This is a genomic window from Marinobacter panjinensis (assembly GCF_005298175.1).
Classification (GTDB): Bacteria; Pseudomonadota; Gammaproteobacteria; order Pseudomonadales; family Oleiphilaceae; genus Marinobacter; species Marinobacter panjinensis.
Genome location: NZ_SZYH01000001.1, coordinates 2333897 through 2353645 on the forward strand (window position 1 = coordinate 2333897; position 19749 = coordinate 2353645).

The 19749-nt window shown below is 58.7% G+C and carries 17 protein-coding genes; 5 read left to right on the top strand and 12 right to left on the bottom strand.

The genetic code is table 11. The features are described 5' to 3' along the window. Positions 1–3: 3 nt before the first annotated feature. A complete protein-coding gene (locus FDP08_RS10780; RefSeq protein WP_137436167.1) occupies positions 4–3762 on the bottom strand; it encodes a DUF1631 family protein in 3759 nt (1252 codons plus the stop codon). 198 nt (positions 3763–3960) lie between these two features. On the opposite strand from FDP08_RS10780, the gene FDP08_RS10785 reads away from it, so the two are divergent. After that, positions 3961–5001 carry an aminopeptidase gene (locus FDP08_RS10785; protein WP_228263280.1) on the top strand — a complete coding sequence of 347 codons (1041 nt, stop codon included), beginning with the start codon at positions 3961–3963 and terminating at the stop codon, positions 4999–5001. Here the strand turns inward: FDP08_RS10785 and argA are convergent. From argA to coaBC, 7 genes are all read right to left on the bottom strand, one after another. Continuing rightward, the gene (gene argA / locus FDP08_RS10790) at positions 4972–6282 is read right to left on the bottom strand and encodes an amino-acid N-acetyltransferase (protein ID WP_137436169.1); all 1311 of its coding nucleotides are present in this window, start codon (positions 6280–6282) and stop codon (positions 4972–4974) included. The two genes, FDP08_RS10785 and argA, sit on opposite strands and share 30 nt — an antisense overlap. Positions 6283–6326: 44 nt before the next feature. Continuing rightward, positions 6327–7487: an acetylornithine deacetylase gene (gene argE / locus FDP08_RS10795; RefSeq protein ID WP_137436170.1), complete on the bottom strand. Its 1161-nt coding sequence runs from the start codon at positions 7485–7487 to the stop codon at positions 6327–6329. A 26-nt stretch (positions 7488–7513) separates the two neighbouring features. After that, positions 7514–8767 (bottom strand): LSm family protein, encoded by a 1254-nt coding sequence (locus FDP08_RS10800; RefSeq protein WP_137436171.1) that lies wholly within the window; start codon positions 8765–8767, stop codon positions 7514–7516. A gap of 22 nt (positions 8768–8789) precedes the next feature. After that, positions 8790–9686 (bottom strand): acetylglutamate kinase, encoded by an 897-nt coding sequence (gene argB, locus FDP08_RS10805; RefSeq protein ID WP_137436172.1) that lies wholly within the window; start codon positions 9684–9686, stop codon positions 8790–8792. A 58-nt stretch (positions 9687–9744) separates the two neighbouring features. Then, the gene (locus FDP08_RS20605; RefSeq protein ID WP_137436173.1) at positions 9745–12375 is read right to left on the bottom strand and encodes a phosphomannomutase/phosphoglucomutase; all 2631 of its coding nucleotides are present in this window, start codon (positions 12373–12375) and stop codon (positions 9745–9747) included. A gap of 86 nt (positions 12376–12461) precedes the next feature. Further along, positions 12462–12923 carry a dUTP diphosphatase gene (gene dut / locus FDP08_RS10815; RefSeq protein WP_137436174.1) on the bottom strand — a complete coding sequence of 154 codons (462 nt, stop codon included), beginning with the start codon at positions 12921–12923 and terminating at the stop codon, positions 12462–12464. Between the two features lie 12 nt (positions 12924–12935). Further along, the gene (coaBC, locus tag FDP08_RS10820; protein ID WP_137436175.1) at positions 12936–14150 is read right to left on the bottom strand and encodes a bifunctional phosphopantothenoylcysteine decarboxylase/phosphopantothenate--cysteine ligase CoaBC; all 1215 of its coding nucleotides are present in this window, start codon (positions 14148–14150) and stop codon (positions 12936–12938) included. Positions 14151–14290: 140 nt separating this feature from the next. Here coaBC and radC point away from each other — a divergent pair, with 140 nt between their 5' ends. The 3 genes from radC (at position 14291) to rpmG (ending at position 15570) form a co-directional block, all read left to right on the top strand. Next, complete coding sequence (gene radC / locus FDP08_RS10825) at positions 14291–14965, top strand: RadC family protein (RefSeq protein WP_137437298.1); 675 nt, start codon at positions 14291–14293, stop codon at positions 14963–14965. Between the two features lie 201 nt (positions 14966–15166). Continuing rightward, positions 15167–15403: a 50S ribosomal protein L28 gene (rpmB, locus tag FDP08_RS10830; RefSeq protein ID WP_027829915.1), complete on the top strand. Its 237-nt coding sequence runs from the start codon at positions 15167–15169 to the stop codon at positions 15401–15403. A gap of 11 nt (positions 15404–15414) precedes the next feature. Continuing rightward, positions 15415–15570: a 50S ribosomal protein L33 gene (rpmG, locus tag FDP08_RS10835; RefSeq protein WP_007153739.1), complete on the top strand. Its 156-nt coding sequence runs from the start codon at positions 15415–15417 to the stop codon at positions 15568–15570. A gap of 69 nt (positions 15571–15639) precedes the next feature. On the opposite strand, the gene FDP08_RS10840 is transcribed toward rpmG, so the two are convergent. From FDP08_RS10840 to FDP08_RS10850, 3 genes are all read right to left on the bottom strand, one after another. Beyond that, positions 15640–16500, bottom strand: a complete 861-nt coding sequence (locus FDP08_RS10840) for an endonuclease/exonuclease/phosphatase family protein (RefSeq protein ID WP_137436176.1) — start codon at positions 16498–16500, stop codon at positions 15640–15642. Positions 16501–16556: 56 nt separating this feature from the next. Continuing rightward, on the bottom strand, positions 16557–17195 hold the full coding sequence (locus FDP08_RS10845; RefSeq protein ID WP_137436177.1) for a thiol:disulfide interchange protein DsbA/DsbL: 639 nt from the start codon (positions 17193–17195) through the stop codon (positions 16557–16559). A gap of 141 nt (positions 17196–17336) precedes the next feature. Next, on the bottom strand, positions 17337–17945 hold the full coding sequence (locus FDP08_RS10850; RefSeq protein WP_137436178.1) for a c-type cytochrome: 609 nt from the start codon (positions 17943–17945) through the stop codon (positions 17337–17339). 174 nt (positions 17946–18119) lie between these two features. Between FDP08_RS10850 and yihA the strand changes: the two genes are divergently transcribed. After that, positions 18120–18746, top strand: coding sequence for a ribosome biogenesis GTP-binding protein YihA/YsxC (gene yihA, locus FDP08_RS10855; RefSeq protein WP_137436179.1), 627 nt, complete (start codon positions 18120–18122; stop codon positions 18744–18746). A gap of 3 nt (positions 18747–18749) precedes the next feature. On the opposite strand, the gene FDP08_RS10860 is transcribed toward yihA, so the two are convergent. After that, entirely contained in the window at positions 18750–19748 is a 999-nt protein-coding gene (locus tag FDP08_RS10860; RefSeq protein WP_137436180.1) for a substrate-binding domain-containing protein, read from the bottom strand. Between the last annotated feature and the right edge of the window lies 1 nt (position 19749).

Below are 19749 nucleotides of genomic sequence, written 5' to 3' on the forward strand. Positions count from 1 at the left end.
AAGTCAGTCCAGGCTGGTGAGCAGCCGCGGCTTTTCGATGATGAAACCCTGAGCATAATCCACGCCCAGACTGGCCAGCATATCGAGAACCCCGCGGGTTTCAACCTGTGAGGCAATGACTTCCCGTTTCATGTAGTGAGCCATGTCTACCATCGACTTCACCATGGCCTGATCCGTTTCACTGGTATCCAGTTGATTGGTGAAGGCGCTGTCCAGCTTGATAAAGTCCACAGGAAGGCTGCGCATGAACTGGAACGACGTTGGCCCGCTACCGAAATCACCCAGACAGAACCGGCATCCAAGCTCCTTCATTTCCTCGATGAACTCGGAAATGCCCTGAAGATCGTTGATAGCCGATGCTTCGGTAATCTCGAACCAGATTCTTTCAATGGGGGCGTCTTTCTGGCTCAGCTTGTCGTAGATGAACTCCATCAACAGCTGATCGTTCAGCGAATGCCCGGACAGGTTTATGCAAATTCCACCCATGTGCTCCGGATCGGGCGCCTTGTCCCGCAGCCAGTCCAGCATCTGGCCCACCACCCAGCGATCAACGGCCTGCATACGGTCATAGCGCTCCGCCATACGGACAAAATCCTTGCCGGTAATCAGGTTGCCGGTGTCGTCATACATGCTGATAAGAATCTCATACTGTGGCGACATCGTGGTGCGTGGGTGAAGTGGAATAATCTTTTGGCATCGCAGCAGCATGCGCTCTTCATTCAGATCCCCCAGGTTGGCAACCTTGGCGGCAATCTGCTCCTGGCGTGCGTGGTCGTGGGCGTCGAGGGAATATTCCATCACCTTGCCATGGCCCCGTTTCTTGGCCGCTTTCATGGCTTCTTCGGATGCCTTCAGCCAGCGTTCGGCATTGGCCAGTGCAGGCATTTCCTGCGCCAGCCCGACACTGGCTGAAAGGTGATAACTGCCACTGTCAAAACGGAATTCCATGGCCTCGATGGCCGCCACGATCCCCCGGGAAGCTTCCAGGGCAGTTTCCGCCGCTAGCATCAGTGCAAATTCGTTACCGGACAGCCGTGCCAGTGGCATGCCATCCCCCACATGGCTGCGAAGCACATCGGCGACCATGCGCAAGGCTTCATCCCCGGCCTGATAGCCGGCGGTATCGTTGAGAAGGCGAAACTGGCGCAGATCAAGCCGGACCAGTGCGCGCTCATCCTCACGCCGTGCCAGCTGCTGCTCCAGCATACGCTCAAACTCACGGCGCCCCAGCAAGCCGGTCAGCTCATCGTGGGTGGACGCCCAGGACAGCTGGTCATAGACCTTGCGCACCATCCGGTCGATGCTTTCATCCACCAGTGGCCGCTCATACTGACTGTCGGGAACGATAATCCCTTTGCGCATATGCTGGGCCAGTGCCTCCAGCTCCAGCTCCACTACCCGCATGCCCTGGTGGTTAACAAACACAAAGCGGCTGAACCCCCTGGCCACCCACACCAGACGAATGTACTGGGGCTCGTCCGGCTTCTCCTGATCCTTGAGCCAGTCCCCGGTGCGCAATTGCTGGGCACGGTTGACCCAGCGCTGCAGGCTGCGCTGCTCGCGCTCGGAGAGGGCCTGTTTCTTGTCGTCTTCACTCTTCGCCGGCGGGATTTCCACCATGTCAGGCGGGCTGTCAGGACGGCGCACCAGGAACTGCTTGAGCTCGTCACGAATCTGGGAAGACGGCATATGGTTACTGGAGATTGAGGCCAGGCCGTCCTGGATCACCCGCAATAACTCCGGCAGGTTGATGGTATTCTCGGGGTCATCCGCAAAGGTCATCAGTGAATCAATGACGGAAAGATAGTCCTGCCACAGGGGGCTGTCCTGTCCCTGGCGAATCCAGGTCAGCGATAGCAGATCGCGCCAGCCACCGTCCAACAGGCTGACCACCGCCTTCGGTACTTTCCGGCCCGCCAGTTTCTGTTCCAGCACGGCCGCCACTGCCTTCTTGGATTCGGACACCTTCTGGGCGCCCTCGGCGGCGGCCGTCACGCGCTCCACGTTGCGTCGATACACCAGATTCTGGCGATCTATCAGGCCATCCAGTTCCTGTACCGCACTTTCGAAGACTCCGGTGTCCTGCTCAAAATCAGTGGCAATGCGCTGAATCAGTTCATCAATCCGCCGCTGCACTACCGGATTGATGCGGCCGCCCTTCACACCCAGTTGCGCCAGCCGGTTCATTACACCGCGTACCGGGCTGTCCTGATCGTTAAAAAACTCCGAATCCCTCATGACCACTTTCAGCACCGGCACTTCCAGCTGGCGCATCCGTGACTGGGCATATTCACTGAGTTTGGGGCTTTCCACCACACTGCTGAAGAATCGGTCGACCACGTCCAGGGTGCTTTGCTCCTCTTCCCCCAGTGCGTGCTCTCCACTCTCCCTGACCCGTTCCACAACACGTTCGCGAAGGGACAGCTGTTCAGGACTGGCGTTCGCTGCCTGCAACTGAAGCTCCTGCAGCTGCTTCTGCAATTCGCCGGCGGAAAGCTCCCTGGCCCCGGGGGAAAACTCCACCGGTGCCATATCGCCCCGGGCCAGGCGGCTGGCCGTCAGAGTACCAAGCAGATTCTTCACAGTTGCAAAGGCCGTCTGGGCGGCCGATGCATAACCACGAAATTCAGAGGACGCTTTCCGGCCCGGAAAGCGGGTCATTTTGCGCTCGGGGGTCGGCGCCTCGCTGGCGGTCGCGGTCGTCTCCTGCGCCGGAACCTCCTGTCTGGGCGGGACCGGCGACTTCTTTTTGCTATCCACGCTCTCCGCGGGTGCCTGTTCGCTCAGATACTTGCTCAGGTCCAGATCCGGTAACACGCCATGACGCACCAGAATATTATTCAGCTCCCGGTAGAGGGGGCCAAGATGCATCAGTACAGACTTTTCAAACGCCTTGAGACAGACCTTCTCCACGTCCCGGCCGGCCTTGAGCAGATTCAGGCCGGAATGGAAGGATTCGCAGATCAAAGACGGGCCCAGCGGGTTGTGGTGTCCGGTGGAATTGGCGATGCCAAGCTTGTCGAGGCGGAGCTTCAGCTGCAGCAGATCACCTCGATACTGGGTGTCCGCCTTGGTAACCATCACGCGGATCGTCAGCCAGTCTTCAAACTCGCCCTTGTCCACCACCGACAGTTCAGCCCCGGGAGCACCCCTGGGTGCCGGTTTGAGGGGCGATTCCAGGCTCCGCGACATCTGGTGCCAGATAACCCGTTGGCGCGCCTGAAGCTGGCCGGAAGCATCCATGAATTCATTCGCCTGCTGATCATTGCCCGCCTTCTGGGCCGCTTCACGCAGGGCGGTGACCATCTGCACAAAACACGCATCCATCAGCGGCTCAATGTACTGGATAACCGCCTTTGCTGATTGGTGCAGGACGAACTGGACCTTGTCACTGGGCGCCCGCAACGAGGCCCGCTCCTGATGACGATTGCCGCCACACTGCTCCAGCATGGCATTGACCGCCTCCGGATTCGAACGTGTAAACCCCACGCCCATGGCGCCTTCAATACGGCGCATGACATTGACATACAATTCGTGACGTTTACGGCCGTCAGGGCTGCGAAAACGGACCACCAGTTCCGGTGCGCCCCGCGCAAGCACCTGATCCAGTTTTCTGGAAGTCTCCCCGGAATACCGCACAAACAGGCCCTCAGCGCAGAAATCCGCGATCTGACAGGGCAGATTTTCACCACTGCCAACGTCCAGCTGTGCTGCAAGTTTGATCGGTTGGCGGGGACTAGAACGACGATCTTTCGGATCCATGAACTACCTGATATCTGGCGAAGCCTGGTGAACCGGTTATGCAAACTGTTCCGATTACCGGCCGGTATCCCTGAAAGGCAGCGACAGCCGCCTGCTACTTGGGGGAACATAGCTGTAATATAACCCCTGACCCACTCGCCAGCCAGCAACAAAATAACAGCCTGAACCATGACACAGCTTAGTCAGATATATCTTGTTATGCTACTGATAACGACACTTTCCGGGTGTACGACATTAGGCTATTACAGCCAGGCAGTCAGCGGTCACCTGTCACTGATGATGTCCACGCAACCGGTGTCGCAATTGCTCGACGCGCCATCAACGCCGCCAGCCCTGCAGCAGAAACTCAGCGTGGCACACGAGGCTCGCAGATTTGCCGCAAACCGGCTTGCGCTGCCTGTCGGCGATGCCTTTTCCAGCTATGCCGAACTTGGACGCCCGTGGGTTGTCGTCAACCTGGTGGCGGCGCCGGAATTTTCCCTCGAGGCCCACCGCTGGTGCTATCCGGTCGTTGGCTGCCAGGCCTACCGGGGGTATTACCAGTTGGAGAAGGCGAAAAAGGAAGAACAGTCATTCCTTGCCAGGGGCTACGATACCTTTATCGGCGGTGTCACTGCCTACTCTACCCTGGGCTGGTTTGATGACCCACTGCACACCGGTTTTACCTCTCTATCTGACAACCGCATGGTCGCCCTCATGTTCCACGAACTGGCCCACCGCGTGGTTTACATCAACGACGATACGGCCTTCAATGAGAGCTTTGCAACTGCAGTGGAACTGGAAGGCCTGCGATTGTGGCTGGAGCAGCAGGGTGACGATCAGGGCTTCCAGCGAGCCCTGGCGCGCCTGCGCCAACGCAACCAGACGCTCACCCTGGTCGAGACCGCTTCCGGGCAACTGGAGGCACTCTACAGGCAGCAGGACACACTGAGCACCGCCAGGCTGCGACAGCAAAAGGCGCGGATATTCCAGACACTCAGGGACAACTATCGGGCATTGTCAGCCGATTGGGATCAACCCGGCCCCTTCGGAGAGGATCCGGCGGAGCTGAACAACGCCAACCTCGCCCTGTTCAGCCAGTACAACCAGCATGTGCCGGCCTTCCGGCAACTACTCCGGGAGCAGGATGGTGATTTCAGAGCCTTCTATGCGGCGGTGGAGCGCCTCTCCGAACAGCCACAGAAGGAGCGTCTGACAATCCTGGCCCAGCTACGCCAGCACTTTCACGAAAACCTTTGAATTACGCTGGGCATTGTATGACGCCAGCTTGAGCCCGGGCAGCTCACGCACGGTCGATGGCTGAAAACCGCGCTCCCGGAACCAGTGTTCGGTCTGGGTGGTGAGTGCGAACAGCCGCTGGATACCCTGCCCCTTCGCCAGCTTCTCGATCATCGCCAGAATCTCGTCTCCGCGACCCGCACGGCGATAGGCCTGGTCCACCGCGAAACAGGACAGCTCACCGGCGCTTTCATCCGGGTAGTGATAAAGCGCCGCACACCCCACAATCGTGCCGTCCCGCTCGGCCACCACAAAGCTGCCAATTTCCGTCTCCAGCATTTCCCGTGAGCGACGAACCAGAATGCCCTGTTCCTCAAGCGGCTGGATCAGCTCCAGGATTCCGCCGATATCCTCCACCCGGGCCTGGCGGATCTGCTCATAGTTGTCACTGCTGACCAGGGTGCCGGAGCCATCACGGGTGAACAGCTCTTCCAGCAACGCGCCATCATCGGCATAGCTGATGATATGGGCCCTGCGCACGCCCCTCACACAGGCATCACAGGCCGCCCGCAACAGATCGCCGTCGTGTCCATGGACCATGCCGGCCGCCAGCCGGTCGGAGGCCTGCCGGGCAGACAGTTCCCGCATCAGCTGGCCGTCATCATCCAGCAACCCCTGATGCTCGGTATACATAATCAGCTTCTCGGCCTGCAATGCAGCGGCGACCTGGCCCCCGACATCTTCGTAGGACAGGTTGAACGCATCCCCCGTAGGCGAATAACCGAGCGGCGGCAACAGCACAATATGGCCCAGTTCCAGCAGCTTCTCGATACCCGCCACATCCACCCGACGCACCCGGCCTGTATGACCAAAATCGATGCCATCCAGCACACCCACAGGCCTGGCAGTAACATAATTACCACTACTTACCCGTATCCGGGCATTATGCATGGGCGAATTCACCAGCCCCATGGAGAGCCGGCTTTCCAGAAACGCCCGCAAACCACCGATTGCCTCCAGCACCAGCGGTAATTGCTGCTCTGGCGTTACCCGCAACCCACGGTGAAAGCTGGATTCCTCACTGGCGTCATCCAATCGCGTTTGAATCTGTGGCCTGGCACCAAAAGCTACCACCAGCTTGATACCTAAACTACTGAGCAATGCAATGTCATGAATGATATTGATCAGGTTGCCATGAACAATCGCATCGCCACCTATCGTCAGCACCACCGTGCGGCCACGGTGGGCATTGATGTAGGGCGATGAGTGGCGGAATCCATGCAACCATTCGTTCGATTTCAAACTCTTCTCCTGCGAGTCTTCAGCTTCTGGAGCCTTCCTACGGATTAAAGACAGAACTCTTTAATCAGTCCCTTGAGGATTCTTACAGCCGGGTCCAGTTGTGACAGCTCCAGAAACTCGTCCGGTTGGTGGGCCTGGTCAATATAGCCGGGGCCCATGACCAGGGTTTCCAGTCCCAGTTTCTGTAACCAGGGGGCTTCAGTGGCAAAAGCTACCGCCTCTGCCGTGTGGCCTGTGAGTTTTTCGCAGGCGCGAACCAGTTGGGCATCGGCCGGGGTTTCAAACGGCGGTACGCCGTCGAATAGCGGCTCGAATTCCATTGAAAGCTCACGTTTTTTCGCCAGAGGCTGCAACCTGTGGAGTATTTCCTGGCGCAGCGTGTTCATATCCATTCCCGGCAGCGGCCGCAGGTCGAAGTGCAGTTCACAACGGCCACAGATGCGGTTGGGGTTGTCGCCGCCGTGGATGCAGCCCAGGTTCATGGTGGGCACCTGGACCTTGAAATTGGGGTTGCTGTACTGTGCCTGCCAACCCGAACGCAAGGCCAGCAGTTCGCCGAGTGCCTCGTGCATGCCTTCCATGGCATTGCGGCCCAGGGAGGGGTCTGAGGAGTGGCCGGATTGGCCTTCGAATACCAGCCGCTCCATCATGATGCCCTTGTGCATGCGCACGGGTTTGAGGCCAGTAGGCTCGCCAATAACGGCATAGCGGGCCTTGGGGCGGCCGGCTTCGGCGAGCGCGCGGGCGCCGTTCATGGAGCTTTCTTCGTCGGCGGTGGCCAGGATGATCAGCGGCTGCTTCAGTTCCTCACCCACAAAGGCCCGCGCCGCTTCGATGGCCAGCGGGAAAAAGCCTTTCATGTCACAGGTGCCCAGACCGTACCAGCGGTCGTCCCGCTCGGTCAGGGTAAACGGGTCACTCTGCCAGCGTTTGTCGTCAAAGGGCACGGTATCCGTGTGACCGGAGAGCACCAGGCCACCGGGGCCGCTGCCGAGGGTGGCGATCATGTTGTATTTGCCGGGCATACCCGGAACTTCAAGCAGCTCGACGTTAAAGCCCATGGGCTCCAGCCATTCGGCCAGGGTGCGCACCACCGGCTCGTTGCTCTGGTCCCATTCTGCAGAGGCACTGCTGATCGAGGGCTGAGAGATCAGCTTCGTCAGCATCTCGCGAACGCCAGGCAAATGTTGTGTGGATCCGGACATAGATAAATCTCCGCCCCGTCTCCGGGCTAGCGGGTCTGGCCGCGACGCCAGACCTCAAAAGTTGCAATCAGTCTAATGGCAAGAGGATAGGCAACCTCGCCACCATCGGTCAGCCGCGCGATTTCCATCCGCGAGTCGCCGACACTCACCAGGCGGCCTTCTACAACGTTACCATTCTCCAGGGTGACTCTCACCGTCTGTCCGATCCAGGATTCAGCATCGTCTTTGTCCCTGGCGTTCCAACCGGCGACAATGTCGGCGCTGTCATCAATGCCACCACCGGTGACAACCGGCTCCAACATGGCGTCCGGCCGCTCCGGCAATTCCGGTTCCACGCGGGTCAGATAGACGTCCGGCACTTGCGAGCGGTTATAGCGGACATCCAGACTGGCGCCTTCCGCTTCCCCGCCGCCCCTCACGGGCACACCCCACACCGGGGCCGACGGATCCACTTCCAGAGTCAGCTCACCACCTTCGGTCAGCCACTGTCGATACAGTGCCAGCAGCTGGTCACTGGCACTGAAACCACGGGCCCTGAGCGCTTCGCTGAAGGCATCCATAACAATGCTGGTCCATTCGCCGGTCTCCACTCCGGATTCCCGGGAACAATAGGCTGCCACCCGGCGCATCAGGCCGCCGTCACGCAGCGTCACCGTCATTACCGAGGTGGTGGACTCTGCAATTCCGGGCAGGTCCAGCGGATTGAGCCTTGCCCCTGGCCAGTCCACGTCTACGCTGCCGGCATTGACGGTTGTCAGTTCACCGTAAACACCGTCCACACGCTGGATAACCAGCGCTTCACCAGACACCCCGGAGACCCCCAGCCGAAGCAGGTCACCGCTCCCCAGGTGCTGACGATGGTCGGGACCGCAAACCGGAGAAAACAGCGCCGGGGTCACATCACTGCCGGCAGTCACCCAGTTGCGGAACATGTTGGTATCCAGTTTCAGGCGCAGATTTTCCGCTTGCAGGGACCAGTGTCCTGGAAGATCTGCCGGATCCAGCAACGCGCTCAGCAGCGCCAGTGGGGAGCCGGCATCGAACATCAAACGGTCAAACTCAACGGGTTGGGTCAGGCGGAAATCCTGATAACCGCCGTTACCCAGCACCAGCCGACCCGCAATACCAGAACGGATCTCACCCCGGTCAATCACACCGGCGCCTTCCACTGCCTTGCGGGCCTCGGCAAGACGCTGATCCGCCAGCCACCAGACTGCACCCTTGAATGACAGGTAGCCGATCAGGGCCAGGACAACCAGAAAGGTGAACAGGCGCTTCATGAATCGTTCCTCTCGGGCGTCATCAGTTACGGGATATCAGCGTACCCACACCTTCATCCGTGAAGATCTCCAGCAACGTGGCATGGGCCACACGGCCATCAATGATATGGGAGGTACGAACGCCGTTCTCCACCGCACTCAGGGCGCAGCGAATCTTCGGCAGCATGCCACCGTGGATGGTGCCGTCTTCGATCAGTTCGTTGACCTGTTTCGCTGTCAATCCTGTCAGCACCTTGCCGTCCTTGCTCTTGAGGCCCGAGACGTTGGTCAGCAGGATCAGCTTTTCAGCCTTCATGGCTTCGGCCACCTTACCCGCCACCAGATCCGCGTTGATGTTGTAAGACGCGCCGTCAGGGCCAACACCGATAGGTGCAATCACCGGAATCACATTGCTGCGGGTGAGCATTTCAATAACGTCGACGTTGACGCTGTCCACTTCACCCACATGGCCAATATCGATGATTTCCGGGCGCTCGAGTTCGGGAGAGCGGTTCATGACTTCCAGCTTGCGGGCGCGAATCAGATTCGCATCCTTGCCCGTCAGGCCCACGGCGGTGCCGCCGTGTGAATTGATCAGGGAGACAATCTGCTTGTTCACCTGGCCGCCCAGCACCATTTCCACCACATCCATGGTCTGGCTGTCGGTGACCCGCATGCCGTTCACGAAGTTGGACTTGATGTTGAGGCGCTCCAGCAACTCACCTATCTGTGGCCCGCCGCCGTGGACCACAATGGGATTGATACCCACGAGTTTCATCAGCACCACATCCCGGGCGAAGCTGCTTTTCAGCTCCTCGTTTTCCATGGCGTTGCCGCCGTATTTGATCACGACTGTTTTGCCGGTAAACCGCTGAATATAGGGCAGGCCCTTACTCAGTACTGCCGACACCTGCATTGCTGTTTCACGATCCAGAGCCATTCATATTGCCTTGTTGGTCAGAAATCTCATCATGGGTTTTGCGATTATTCCAGAGCCGTCAGAAATCCGCGACAAGATCCGGCGCCACTTTCTGCAGCTGTTCCCGGAAAACGGCCTTGATGCGCTCCAGAGCTTGCTCCGTCTCCGCCTCAAAACGAAGTACCAGCGCCGGTGTGGTATTGGAAGCACGGCACAAGCCCCAGCCATCGGTATATTCCACACGAATACCGTCAATGGTGCTGATGTTCGCCTCACCAAAGTTGCCTTCCTTGCCCAGGCGCTCCATTAACGCGAACTTGGTGTCTTCTGATACAGCCACATTCAGCTCCGGCGTACTGATGTCCTCGGGAAAATCCTCAAAGACCTCATCACAATGACGGTCCTCGATACCCAGGATTTCCAGCAGCCTGGCGGCGGAGTACAGGCCATCGTCAAAGCCATACCAGCGCTCACCGAAGAAGATATGGCCACTCATCTCGCCGGCCAACAGGGCTCCCGTTTCCTTCATCTTCGCTTTCATCAGGGAGTGGCCGGATTTCCACATGATCGGCCGTCCACCCGCCTCGGAAATCACCCCGGCCAGACGGCGGCTGCATTTCACGTCGTAAAGCACGTCGGCACCGGGATTACGTGACACCACATCCCGGGCAAAGAGCATCAGCAGCCGGTCGGGCCAGATAATCTTGCCGGTGTTGGTCACCACACCCAGGCGGTCGCCATCGCCGTCGAAGGCAAGGCCGATGTCTGCGCCTTCGGCCTTCACACGCTCGATCAGATCTGCCAGGTTTTCCGGCTTGCCCGGGTCGGGATGATGATTGGGGAAGTTGCCATCCACGTCGCAGTAGAGTGGAATTACCTCGCAGCCCAGTTCTTCGATCAGCAGCGGCCCGAGTTCACCGGCAATGCCATTGCCGGCATCCAGCACCACCTTGAGGGGAGCGGCCACCGCAATATCACCAACGATGCGATCCAGGTACCCACGGCGCACATCTTCCGAAGACTGGCTGCCATGACCGCTGACGAAATCACCGGTACGGATTCGCTGCAACAGCTTCTGGATGGCGTCACCGGACAGGGTTTCGCCCCCCAGCATGATTTTGAGGCCGTTGTAGTTGGCCGGGTTGTGGCTGCCGGTGACCATGACGCCGGAACCGGTACCCAGTTCATGGGTGGCAAAATAGAGCACGGGGGTTGGCACCGCGCCTACGTGAACGACATTGCACCCGGTCGCCATGACCCCCCTGGCCAGGGCGTCGGCCAGTTCGGGGCTGGAATGACGGCCATCGTAGCCGATGCACAGGCTGTCCATGCCGCGTGCTATGGCCTCACTGCCAATGGCGCGCCCGATCACCGTTACGATATCGGGCGTCAGGGTTTCATCAACAATGCCGCGGATGTCGTAAGCCCGGAATATGGTGTCGGAAACCTCTGCTTCCGGTAATTGCACTTCTTCTACGTCCGGCGTGTCTTCCGCGCCACCGGAACCACCAAACCCCAGTACGTCGTCGTCACCGTCCAGCATATCGATATCGAGCATATCCTTGTCCTGGAACAGTGGCTCGTCGGCGGCGGGCTTTGTCGCCTGCCCGCCACTGCCCGGCTTCGGACGCGCCGATTCGCCGGCCTTGGCCACACGTTTTTCCACCACCTGGGAGAGCCGGTGAAGCACTTCAGCGGTCGAGGCCACCATGTCCCACTTCAGCGTGGGTGGTTTTATCCTTTCGCCACCAAATACCTTGTGGGCCCACTGGATCAGCACGGTAACATCCTGCCGCAGCCCTCTCTGGGCACTACCCAGGAGCAGCCAGACCACAATCGCTGCAATCACCGCAGGAACCAGTGCAAGGATTATCGCCAGCGTGCTGTTGAACAGCGGAGCCGGGGCTGAGGCGGGCCGGTACTGGAGCTCCCAGTCCGGGTTGGTGAGCTCACGGGCCTGGACCGGACCATTGCCGCTACCCTGACTCACAATGGTGCGGTTCGAACCGTTAACGGACTGTATCAGCGAGAACTGCCCGCCCAGTTCCTGGTTGATGCCCGTCATCAGTGGTTGCAACTGCGCGGTACTGAAAACCACCAGCACACTGCCGACAACAGCACGGCTCTGGGGGTTGCGAACCGGGGCGGCCATCTGCAGGTACCATTGCCCGTCCCGCGGGAAGGCATCCGGATAGAGCCTCTGGCCGGTTTCCGCCCGCCGGGCAAGATCCAGGCCGGCAAAACCCAGGGTAGGTTCGCTGGCACTGCGGGGAATCTCCCCATAAGGAAACAGGTACACCGCCTCGATCGCCGGCAAGGTCCCGACAAGATCCGCAGCCGTCTCTTCAGTGGATGCCTCACCACGCAGTGCAGCCCGCACATGATCCTGGGCGGCTATGCCCTCCACCGCAGACTGAAGCAGCGAAAGCTGTTGGTTAATCCTGACCGCAGCCGTGTCGGCCTCAAGAGCGGCCTGCATTTCATAGCGACGGGCCTCGGAAGGTGCGGCAAACAGAAAATAAAGCAGGGCAGCCGATATCACCCCCGCTAAGACAACAACCAGAGCCTGGCTGACAGAAACAGAACTTAGCCGCTTATGACGCGGGCCATTTGCCGATTTCTTGTCTTTGCTCTGTTTTTTTGCCGGTTTCCTGTCTGGGTTCTTGTCAGGTGTGGCCTCATCAGAGTTCTTCTTTTTGCCAAGCTTCATAGTCCATCCTGCTGGTGTCATTTTCGCCCGGATTCTTCATTTATCAGGGAAGTATAGCCCCTGAGTACGGTTCTGCGCGTGCAAGCTCAGCGGGTACCTGTTGAACCGAACCCGCCGTCCCCGCGCTGACTGGCATCAAAAACAGACACCACTTCAAAGTCTGCCTGCACCACAGGCACCAGCACCAATTGGGCAATGCGCTCGCCTACCTCAATGGTGAATTCGGTTTGCCCGCGATTCCAGCAGGACACCATCAGCTCGCCCTGATAGTCGGAGTCAATCAACCCCACCAGGTTGCCCAGGACAATGCCATGCTTGTGCCCCAACCCGCTGCGGGGAAGAATCATTGCCGCCAGCGACGGGTCGGCGATGTGTATAGAGAGGCCGGTTTTTATCAGTTCGGTCTGCCCCGGCTTCAGGGTAAGAGGCGCATCAAGGCAGGCACGCAGATCAAGACCGGCTGAGCCTTCTGTTGCGTAATGGGGAAAAGGCACCGTATTACCAATTCGGTCATCCAGAATGCGTACCTGAAATGTTTTGCGGGTCATCGATTTTCCTTGTCAGAAAGCGCCGGTCGGGCCAGCCTTTTCAGTGAGTTGGTCTGCAATCAGGGCAATCAGCCGCTGTGCAAGGACAGCCTTCGGGCCGGGGCCAATCGCCTCACGCCCCTGGGGCCAGAAGACGGTAACGGCATTGTTGTCACTATTGAATCCGATCCCCGGCGCCGAGACGTCGTTCGCCACGATCATATTGAGCTTTTTCCGTGTCAGTTTGTCGAGGGCGTAGTGCTCAACGTCGCGAGTTTCTGCCGCGAAGCCAACGGTAAACGGGGCATCGCCCCGGGCGGCTATGGTTGCGAGGGTATCAGGGTTGCGCACCAGTGACAGGCTCATATTTTCGTTCGATTTCTTGATCTTGTCACCGGCGCAGGTGTCCGGCCGATAGTCGGCTACCGCCGCGGTGGCAATAAACAGATCACAGCCTTCGTCGACTGCCCTGCCGGCCTCTTCCAGCATATCCTGTGCGGTCACCGCGCCGCGAACCTCCACACCGGCAGGTGCGACTAGGGACACCGGGCCACTGACCAGAATCACCTCTGCACCGGCTGCCCGGGCAGCGGCAGCGAGGGCATAACCCATTTTGCCGGAACTGTGATTGCTGATGTAACGCACCGGATCGATGGGCTCACGGGTGGGCCCCGCGGTAATGACCACACGCTTCCCGGTCAGCACGCCGAAGGCGGTGCCGGTAACCAGGTCATGCAGTGCCGAAGGCTCCAGCATTCTGCCCGGGCCTGTATCACCACAGGCCTGCGCGCCCTGATCCGGGCCCCAGAGGCTGACCTGCGGGTCCGATTCCAGCAAAGCAATATTGCGCTGGGTGCGGCCATTACCCCACATTGCCTGGTTCATTGCCGGGGCCACGGCAATCGGTGCTTCAGTGGCGCAACACAGGGTGGTCAGCAAATCATCCGCCATACCCTGGGCCAGGCGGGCGATGAAATCGGCAGAAGCAGGTGCAATCACAACCTGGTCTGCCCATTTCGCCAGCTCTATGTGCCCCATGCCGGACTCCGCTTCCGGATCCAGCAGAGACGTCCGGACCGGCTCGCCGCTGAGCGCCTGGAAGGTCAGCGGTGTGACAAAGGCCTCGGCACCCCGGGTCATTACCACCCGTACCTCATGGCCGGATTTTTTCAACAGCCGGACCAGCTCCGCACTCTTATAGGCAGCAATACCACCGGTCACACCCAACAGGATTCGTTTAGCGGCCATAACGGCTCCGTATCCATCACAAAATGAAAGGCTTATAAGATACCATGCCAGAGCGCTGCCGGCAGCCTGTCCGGCATGGTAGAATTCTGTTGAAGATGCAAGCGCAGGAAGCGCAAACAACCATGGAAAGGACTCAACTCATGCCCAATACCGACTGGCCATGCGACGAACGCCCAAGGGAACGACTGCTGGCCCACGGTGCCGGAAGCCTGTCCGATGCCGAACTGCTGGCGATTTTTCTACGCACCGGCACTCCCGGTATGCCGGTTATGGCACTGGCCCGTCATTTAACAGAGAATTTCGGCGGCCTGCGGGGTCTGATGACGGCCTCCAGGCGGCAATTCTGCGACGTGAAAGGGCTGGGTACGGCAAAATACGCCCAGGTACAGGCGGCGATGGAAATGGCCCGCCGGGTGATGGATGAGCCTCTGCGCCAGGGTGACCCGTTACGCTCGCCGGAGGACACCCGCCGCTTTCTGTGCAGCCGGCTTGGCACTTACCCCCATGAGGTATTCTCGGGGCTCTTCCTCGACAATCGTCACCGGGTAATTCAATACCGGGAACTGTTCCGGGGCACCATAGACGGCGCTGCGGTCTATCCCAGGGAGGTGGTCAGACAGGCCCTGGAGTTCAATGCGGCGGCAGTCATATTCGCCCATAATCATCCCTCCGGCGTGGCAGAACCCAGCCAGGCCGATATTTCCCTGACCAGACGGCTGAAGGAAGCGCTGGGCCTGGTGGATATCAGGGTTCTTGACCATATGGTTGTCGGCCATGGTGAGGTAATATCTCTGGCTGAACGGGGGCTGATGTAAGCCGGCCCGGATTTCACCGGAAAACTGGCCAAATTCCCAACAATTTTTTGCGTTGGGGCAGCAGTTCTGGTATAAAAGCGTCCCTTTACTGGCGGCGTCTGGCGGGCAGCGTGCAATTTTGCGGCGCAGGTAGCGACCAGAGACGCAATTAAACGAATCAAATACGCATTTTCAGGACCAAAGCTCAGGTCGGAGGCAAGTATGTCCAGAGTCTGTCAGGTTACCGGTAAGCGGCCGGTCACCGGTAACAACGTTTCTCACGCGATGAACCACTCACGTCGTCGCTTTCTGCCCAACCTGCAGAACCATCGCTTCTGGGTTGAATCAGAGAAGCGCTTCGTAAAGCTGCGCGTATCCACCAAGGGTATGCGTGTTATCGACAAAAAAGGCATTGACGCTGTGCTGGCCGATCTTCGTGCCCGCGGCGAGAAATTTTAAGGAGCCGCATCATGCGCGAGAAAATCAAGCTGGTTTCATCAGCAGGTACTGGTCACTTCTACACGACCAACAAGAACAAGCGTAACACCCCGGAAAAAATCGAGATCAAAAAGTACGATCCGGTTGTCCGCAAGCACGTTGCGTATAAGGAAGCCAAGATCAAGTAAGATCATGGCGACCACAAAAAACCCGGCCACGGCCGGGTTTTTTTATGCCTGTGGCCAGGACAAAAAATGCTAGAAGGTTTCCAGATAGCCCTTTGGCAGCTTGATGTCCATAGCGATCGGCAGGTGATCCGACACCGGGTAACTGACAACCTCAGAGCGCCGAATCTCCAGGCTCGGGCTCACCAGGATATGATCCAGCGCCCGCTCCGGGCGCCAGCTGGGGAAGCTGTGAGCAGTATTCGGCAGGGGTACCAGGTTGGAGTGCTTCAACGGGGTATTGTTCAGTAACTCTTCCGCGTGATTGTTGAGGTCACCCATCAGAACCACGTGCTGGTACTCGGAAATCAACTCCTGAATGTAGGCCAGTTGACGCTGCTGCGCCGCCTTGCTCAGGGACAGGTGCATCATCACCAGCACCAGAGGATCTTCCTTTACCCCGTATCGGGCCACGATAGCCCCCCGCCCCGGAATCAGCCCCGGCAACCGGTGCTCGGTAACATCCAGAGGTCGATAACGACTGAGCAGACCATTACTGTGTTGTGCCAGCTGCCCCAGGTTACGATTGAGCTGTTGATGCCAGTAGGGAATGCCCGATGCCTCGGCCAGGTACTGCACCTGATTGATATAACCACTACGCAGGCTGCCGCCGTCGCATTCCTGCAGCGCGATCACATCGTAGTTGCTGAGCAACGTGGCGATGCGATCCAGATTCTGGTTCCGCTTGCTGTGGGGAAGAAAGTGCTGCCAGCTGCGGGTTAGGTAGTGGCGGTAAGAGGAGGTATTGATGCCGACCTGGATATTAAACGTCAGCAGCCGGATATGGCGGTGGGCCTCGAATTCCGGAACATGAGCATCACCAGAACAGGTCCCGCGGGGGCCATTCGTCGTTTTAAGAATACCATTCAGCTGCTTGCGAATACGATTATACATTGTGATGGCAGCTCTGAATCAGGGCCCGGCTAAGGATAGTAACCGGGCCCGGGCATTTACTGGTCCTGGCCTTCACGTTCCTTTTCAACCAGGTAATCAACAACCTCCAGTACCGCTTCATGGCCACCGGCCATTGAGGCGGTGATCCGATACTTACCATTAACTATCATAGTCGGTGTACCGGTTACTCGCGCGCCGCGAATTTTGGCCTGAGCCTGCTGCATTTTGGCATTCACGCCAAAGCTGTTGTAATTCTTGAGGAATTCTTCGCCATCGACACCGTGATTAGCCACGAAGTCTGCCAGGGCTTCACCTGAGTTGAGCGGGCGACGCTCCCCCGCCAATGCCTCAAACAGGGCATCATGAACCTTGTCCAGCTCGCCCATCGTCTGCAAGGCGTAAAATGCCTTGGCATGGGGCTCCCAGGATTTACCCAGGGCAGCGGGTATGTTCACGTAATTGACGTATTCAGGGCTGTTTTCAACCCAGCTTTCAATCAGGGGCTTGAAGGTATAGCAATGAGGGCAGCCATACCAGAACACTTCAGCCACTTCGATACCACTGTCACTGGCCGTTCTGACCGGGTTATCCAGTTCCTGGTAATGCTTGCCCTCTTCCCAGGTGGCAGCGCTGGCCTGAACCACGAAAGACATGGCCAGAATGGACAATGCGGCGTTCCGGACTATTGTGATCATTCATTATCTCCGGTTATCAAGTTGAACGATTCAAGAGGATTATGACCCAGCAGACCTGAAAAGTTCCACCGGGCAGGGATTAAAGAGTGGCAACCAATAAAAAACCCCGCCAGAGCGGGGTTTCGGAATAACCGGAACCGATCAGTTAAGGCCGGAAACGTAACTGGCCACCGCTTCGATCTCGGCGTCGGTCAATTTGGCAGCAACGTCCATCATGATGGAGGCATTGCGGCCGCCATCGCGATCACCGTCACGGTAGGCCTTGAGCTGCTTGTCAACATATTCGGCAGTCTGACCGCTGAGCCTGGGGTAGCCCGCCGGTTCGTTACCAATGCCCCGGGGGCTGTGGCATCCGGCACAGGCCGGAACACCAGAGGCCATGTTGCCGCCGCGGTAGAGCGCCTGCCCTTGATCCACCAGATCAGGGTTAGCCTGGGCAATAGCAATGTCCTGCTCATTGAAGTACGCGGCAAGGTCCTGCAAGTCCTGATCGGACATGCTATCCAGCAGACCCGTCATCTCCGGAATTTCGCGCTCCTTGTCCTTGATCAGCACCAGCTGTTGGTGCAGATATTTTTCCCCGATGCCGGAAAGCTTCGGGTACACAGCCATCACCGGCTTTGCTCCGCCTTCGCCATGACACCCGGCACACACCGCTGCATTTGCTTCGCCTGCTTCAGGATCTCCTGCCCCGTGAGCCATCGCTGTGAGGCCAACACCGAGAACAACTCCTGCGATCAGTTTTTTCATGCTCGCTCCGCTTCTCTCATCCAAAAGTATTCTTCGTTATGCAGCCGGCAGGCACTGGCCCGAAAGGCACAAACCGGGGCTGATCAGCAGCAACGCGCAGCGTGCTGCCCGGATTTGGTGTAGCATTATACATTAATCCCTGACAACTGAAATCCAATAGGAATATCAACACCCGTGTCATCTGACCTGACTCAAAAAAGCATCTCTTTTAACAGCGCCCGCTTCCTGACCAGCGCATCGCGCCTGGAGGAATGCCCTCCTGACCATGGCGCTGAAGTCGCCTTTGCCGGCCGCTCCAACGCGGGCAAGTCCAGCGCCATCAATTGCATTACCACCAATGGCAAACTGGCCCGAACCAGCAAAACCCCAGGGCGCACCCGCCTGATCAACTTCTTTTCCCTCAACCGGGAAAACTGCCGGCTGGTGGACTTGCCCGGTTATGGCTATGCCAAGGTCTCACGGGACATGAAAGACGACTGGCAGAAGCACCTTGGGCACTACCTGAACGACCGCCGCTGCCTGCGGGGGCTGATTCTGGTCATGGATATCCGGCACCCGCTGACTGATTTCGACCAAATGATGGTGGAATGGTGCGAACATAACAAGCTTCCATTGATGATTCTGGCCACCAAGGCCGACAAACTGAAATTCGGGCAAGCCAAGACGGCGATGATGGGCATCGCCAAAAAGCTGGAAGAGTTTCAATGCCTGGAACACCTGGTCATGTTCTCGGCAACGTCAAAGCGGGGAGTTGAGGAGTGTCGTGAGGCGTTGACTGCCTGGCTGGAAACCGACGGCTAATAGCTAAAGGGTGCCTCCACGCTCAATCCGGTAACCCAGGTCGATACGCTGCTGGCTGATGCCGGCACCACCCAGGCGAGCAAGCAACTCTTCGGCGGCTCGCTGGCCCACCGCTTCCCGTGGCGTGATCACGCTTGCCAGTGGTGGCACCATGACACGACCAACATCGTGACCATGAAAGCCGGCGATGGCGATCCGCTCGGGCACCGGGATGCCCCGGCGCTGGCACTCGAAAAACGCACCGATGGCAACGTCGTCGTTGGTGCAGAAGATGCCATCGGTGTCGGGGTTCTCCTCCAGTATTCTCGCCATCAGGGTGGCGCCGACACTGAAAGACGAACGCTGTTCGCTGCGCAGGGTTACCGGTATCAGCCCTTCCTCTTCCATGGCCTGACTGTACCCTTCCTGGCGCTGCAGAGTTCGGGCATCCAGCCGCACCGCAAGATAGACCACCCGCCTTCGCCCGAGCCGGATCATTTCCCGCACCATGTCCCGGGCGGCGCTGACGTTGTCGAACCCGACAGCCTGCTCGAACGGCGCCGAATGCGTGTCCATGATTTCCACCGTTGGTACCCCGGCGGTCTGCAGCATCCGCAGCGTACGCTCGGTGTGCTGGCTTTCAGAGAGAATCACACCGTCCACGTTGTACGATAACAGGGAAGACAGGCTGCGCTCCTCGATCTCGGAGCTGTACCCGTAGTGGGACAGCATCAGGTGATAACCGGCAGGCTCGGTGACCGATTCCACGCCCTTGATGACATCCGCAAACACCTGGTTGGTCAGGGACGGAAGCAGGACACCGATGGCATGGCTGGTGGACCTGGAAAGCAGGTCCGGCGCACGGTTGGGGATGTACCCCAGCACTTCCGCCTCGGCAAAGATTCGCTCCCGCATGGGCTCGGAGACATTGTCGGCGCCACGCAGACAACGGCTGACCGTCATCTTGGTGGCACCAACCCGGTCTGCAATATCCTGCAATGTGGGGCGTTTATTCTTTACCATC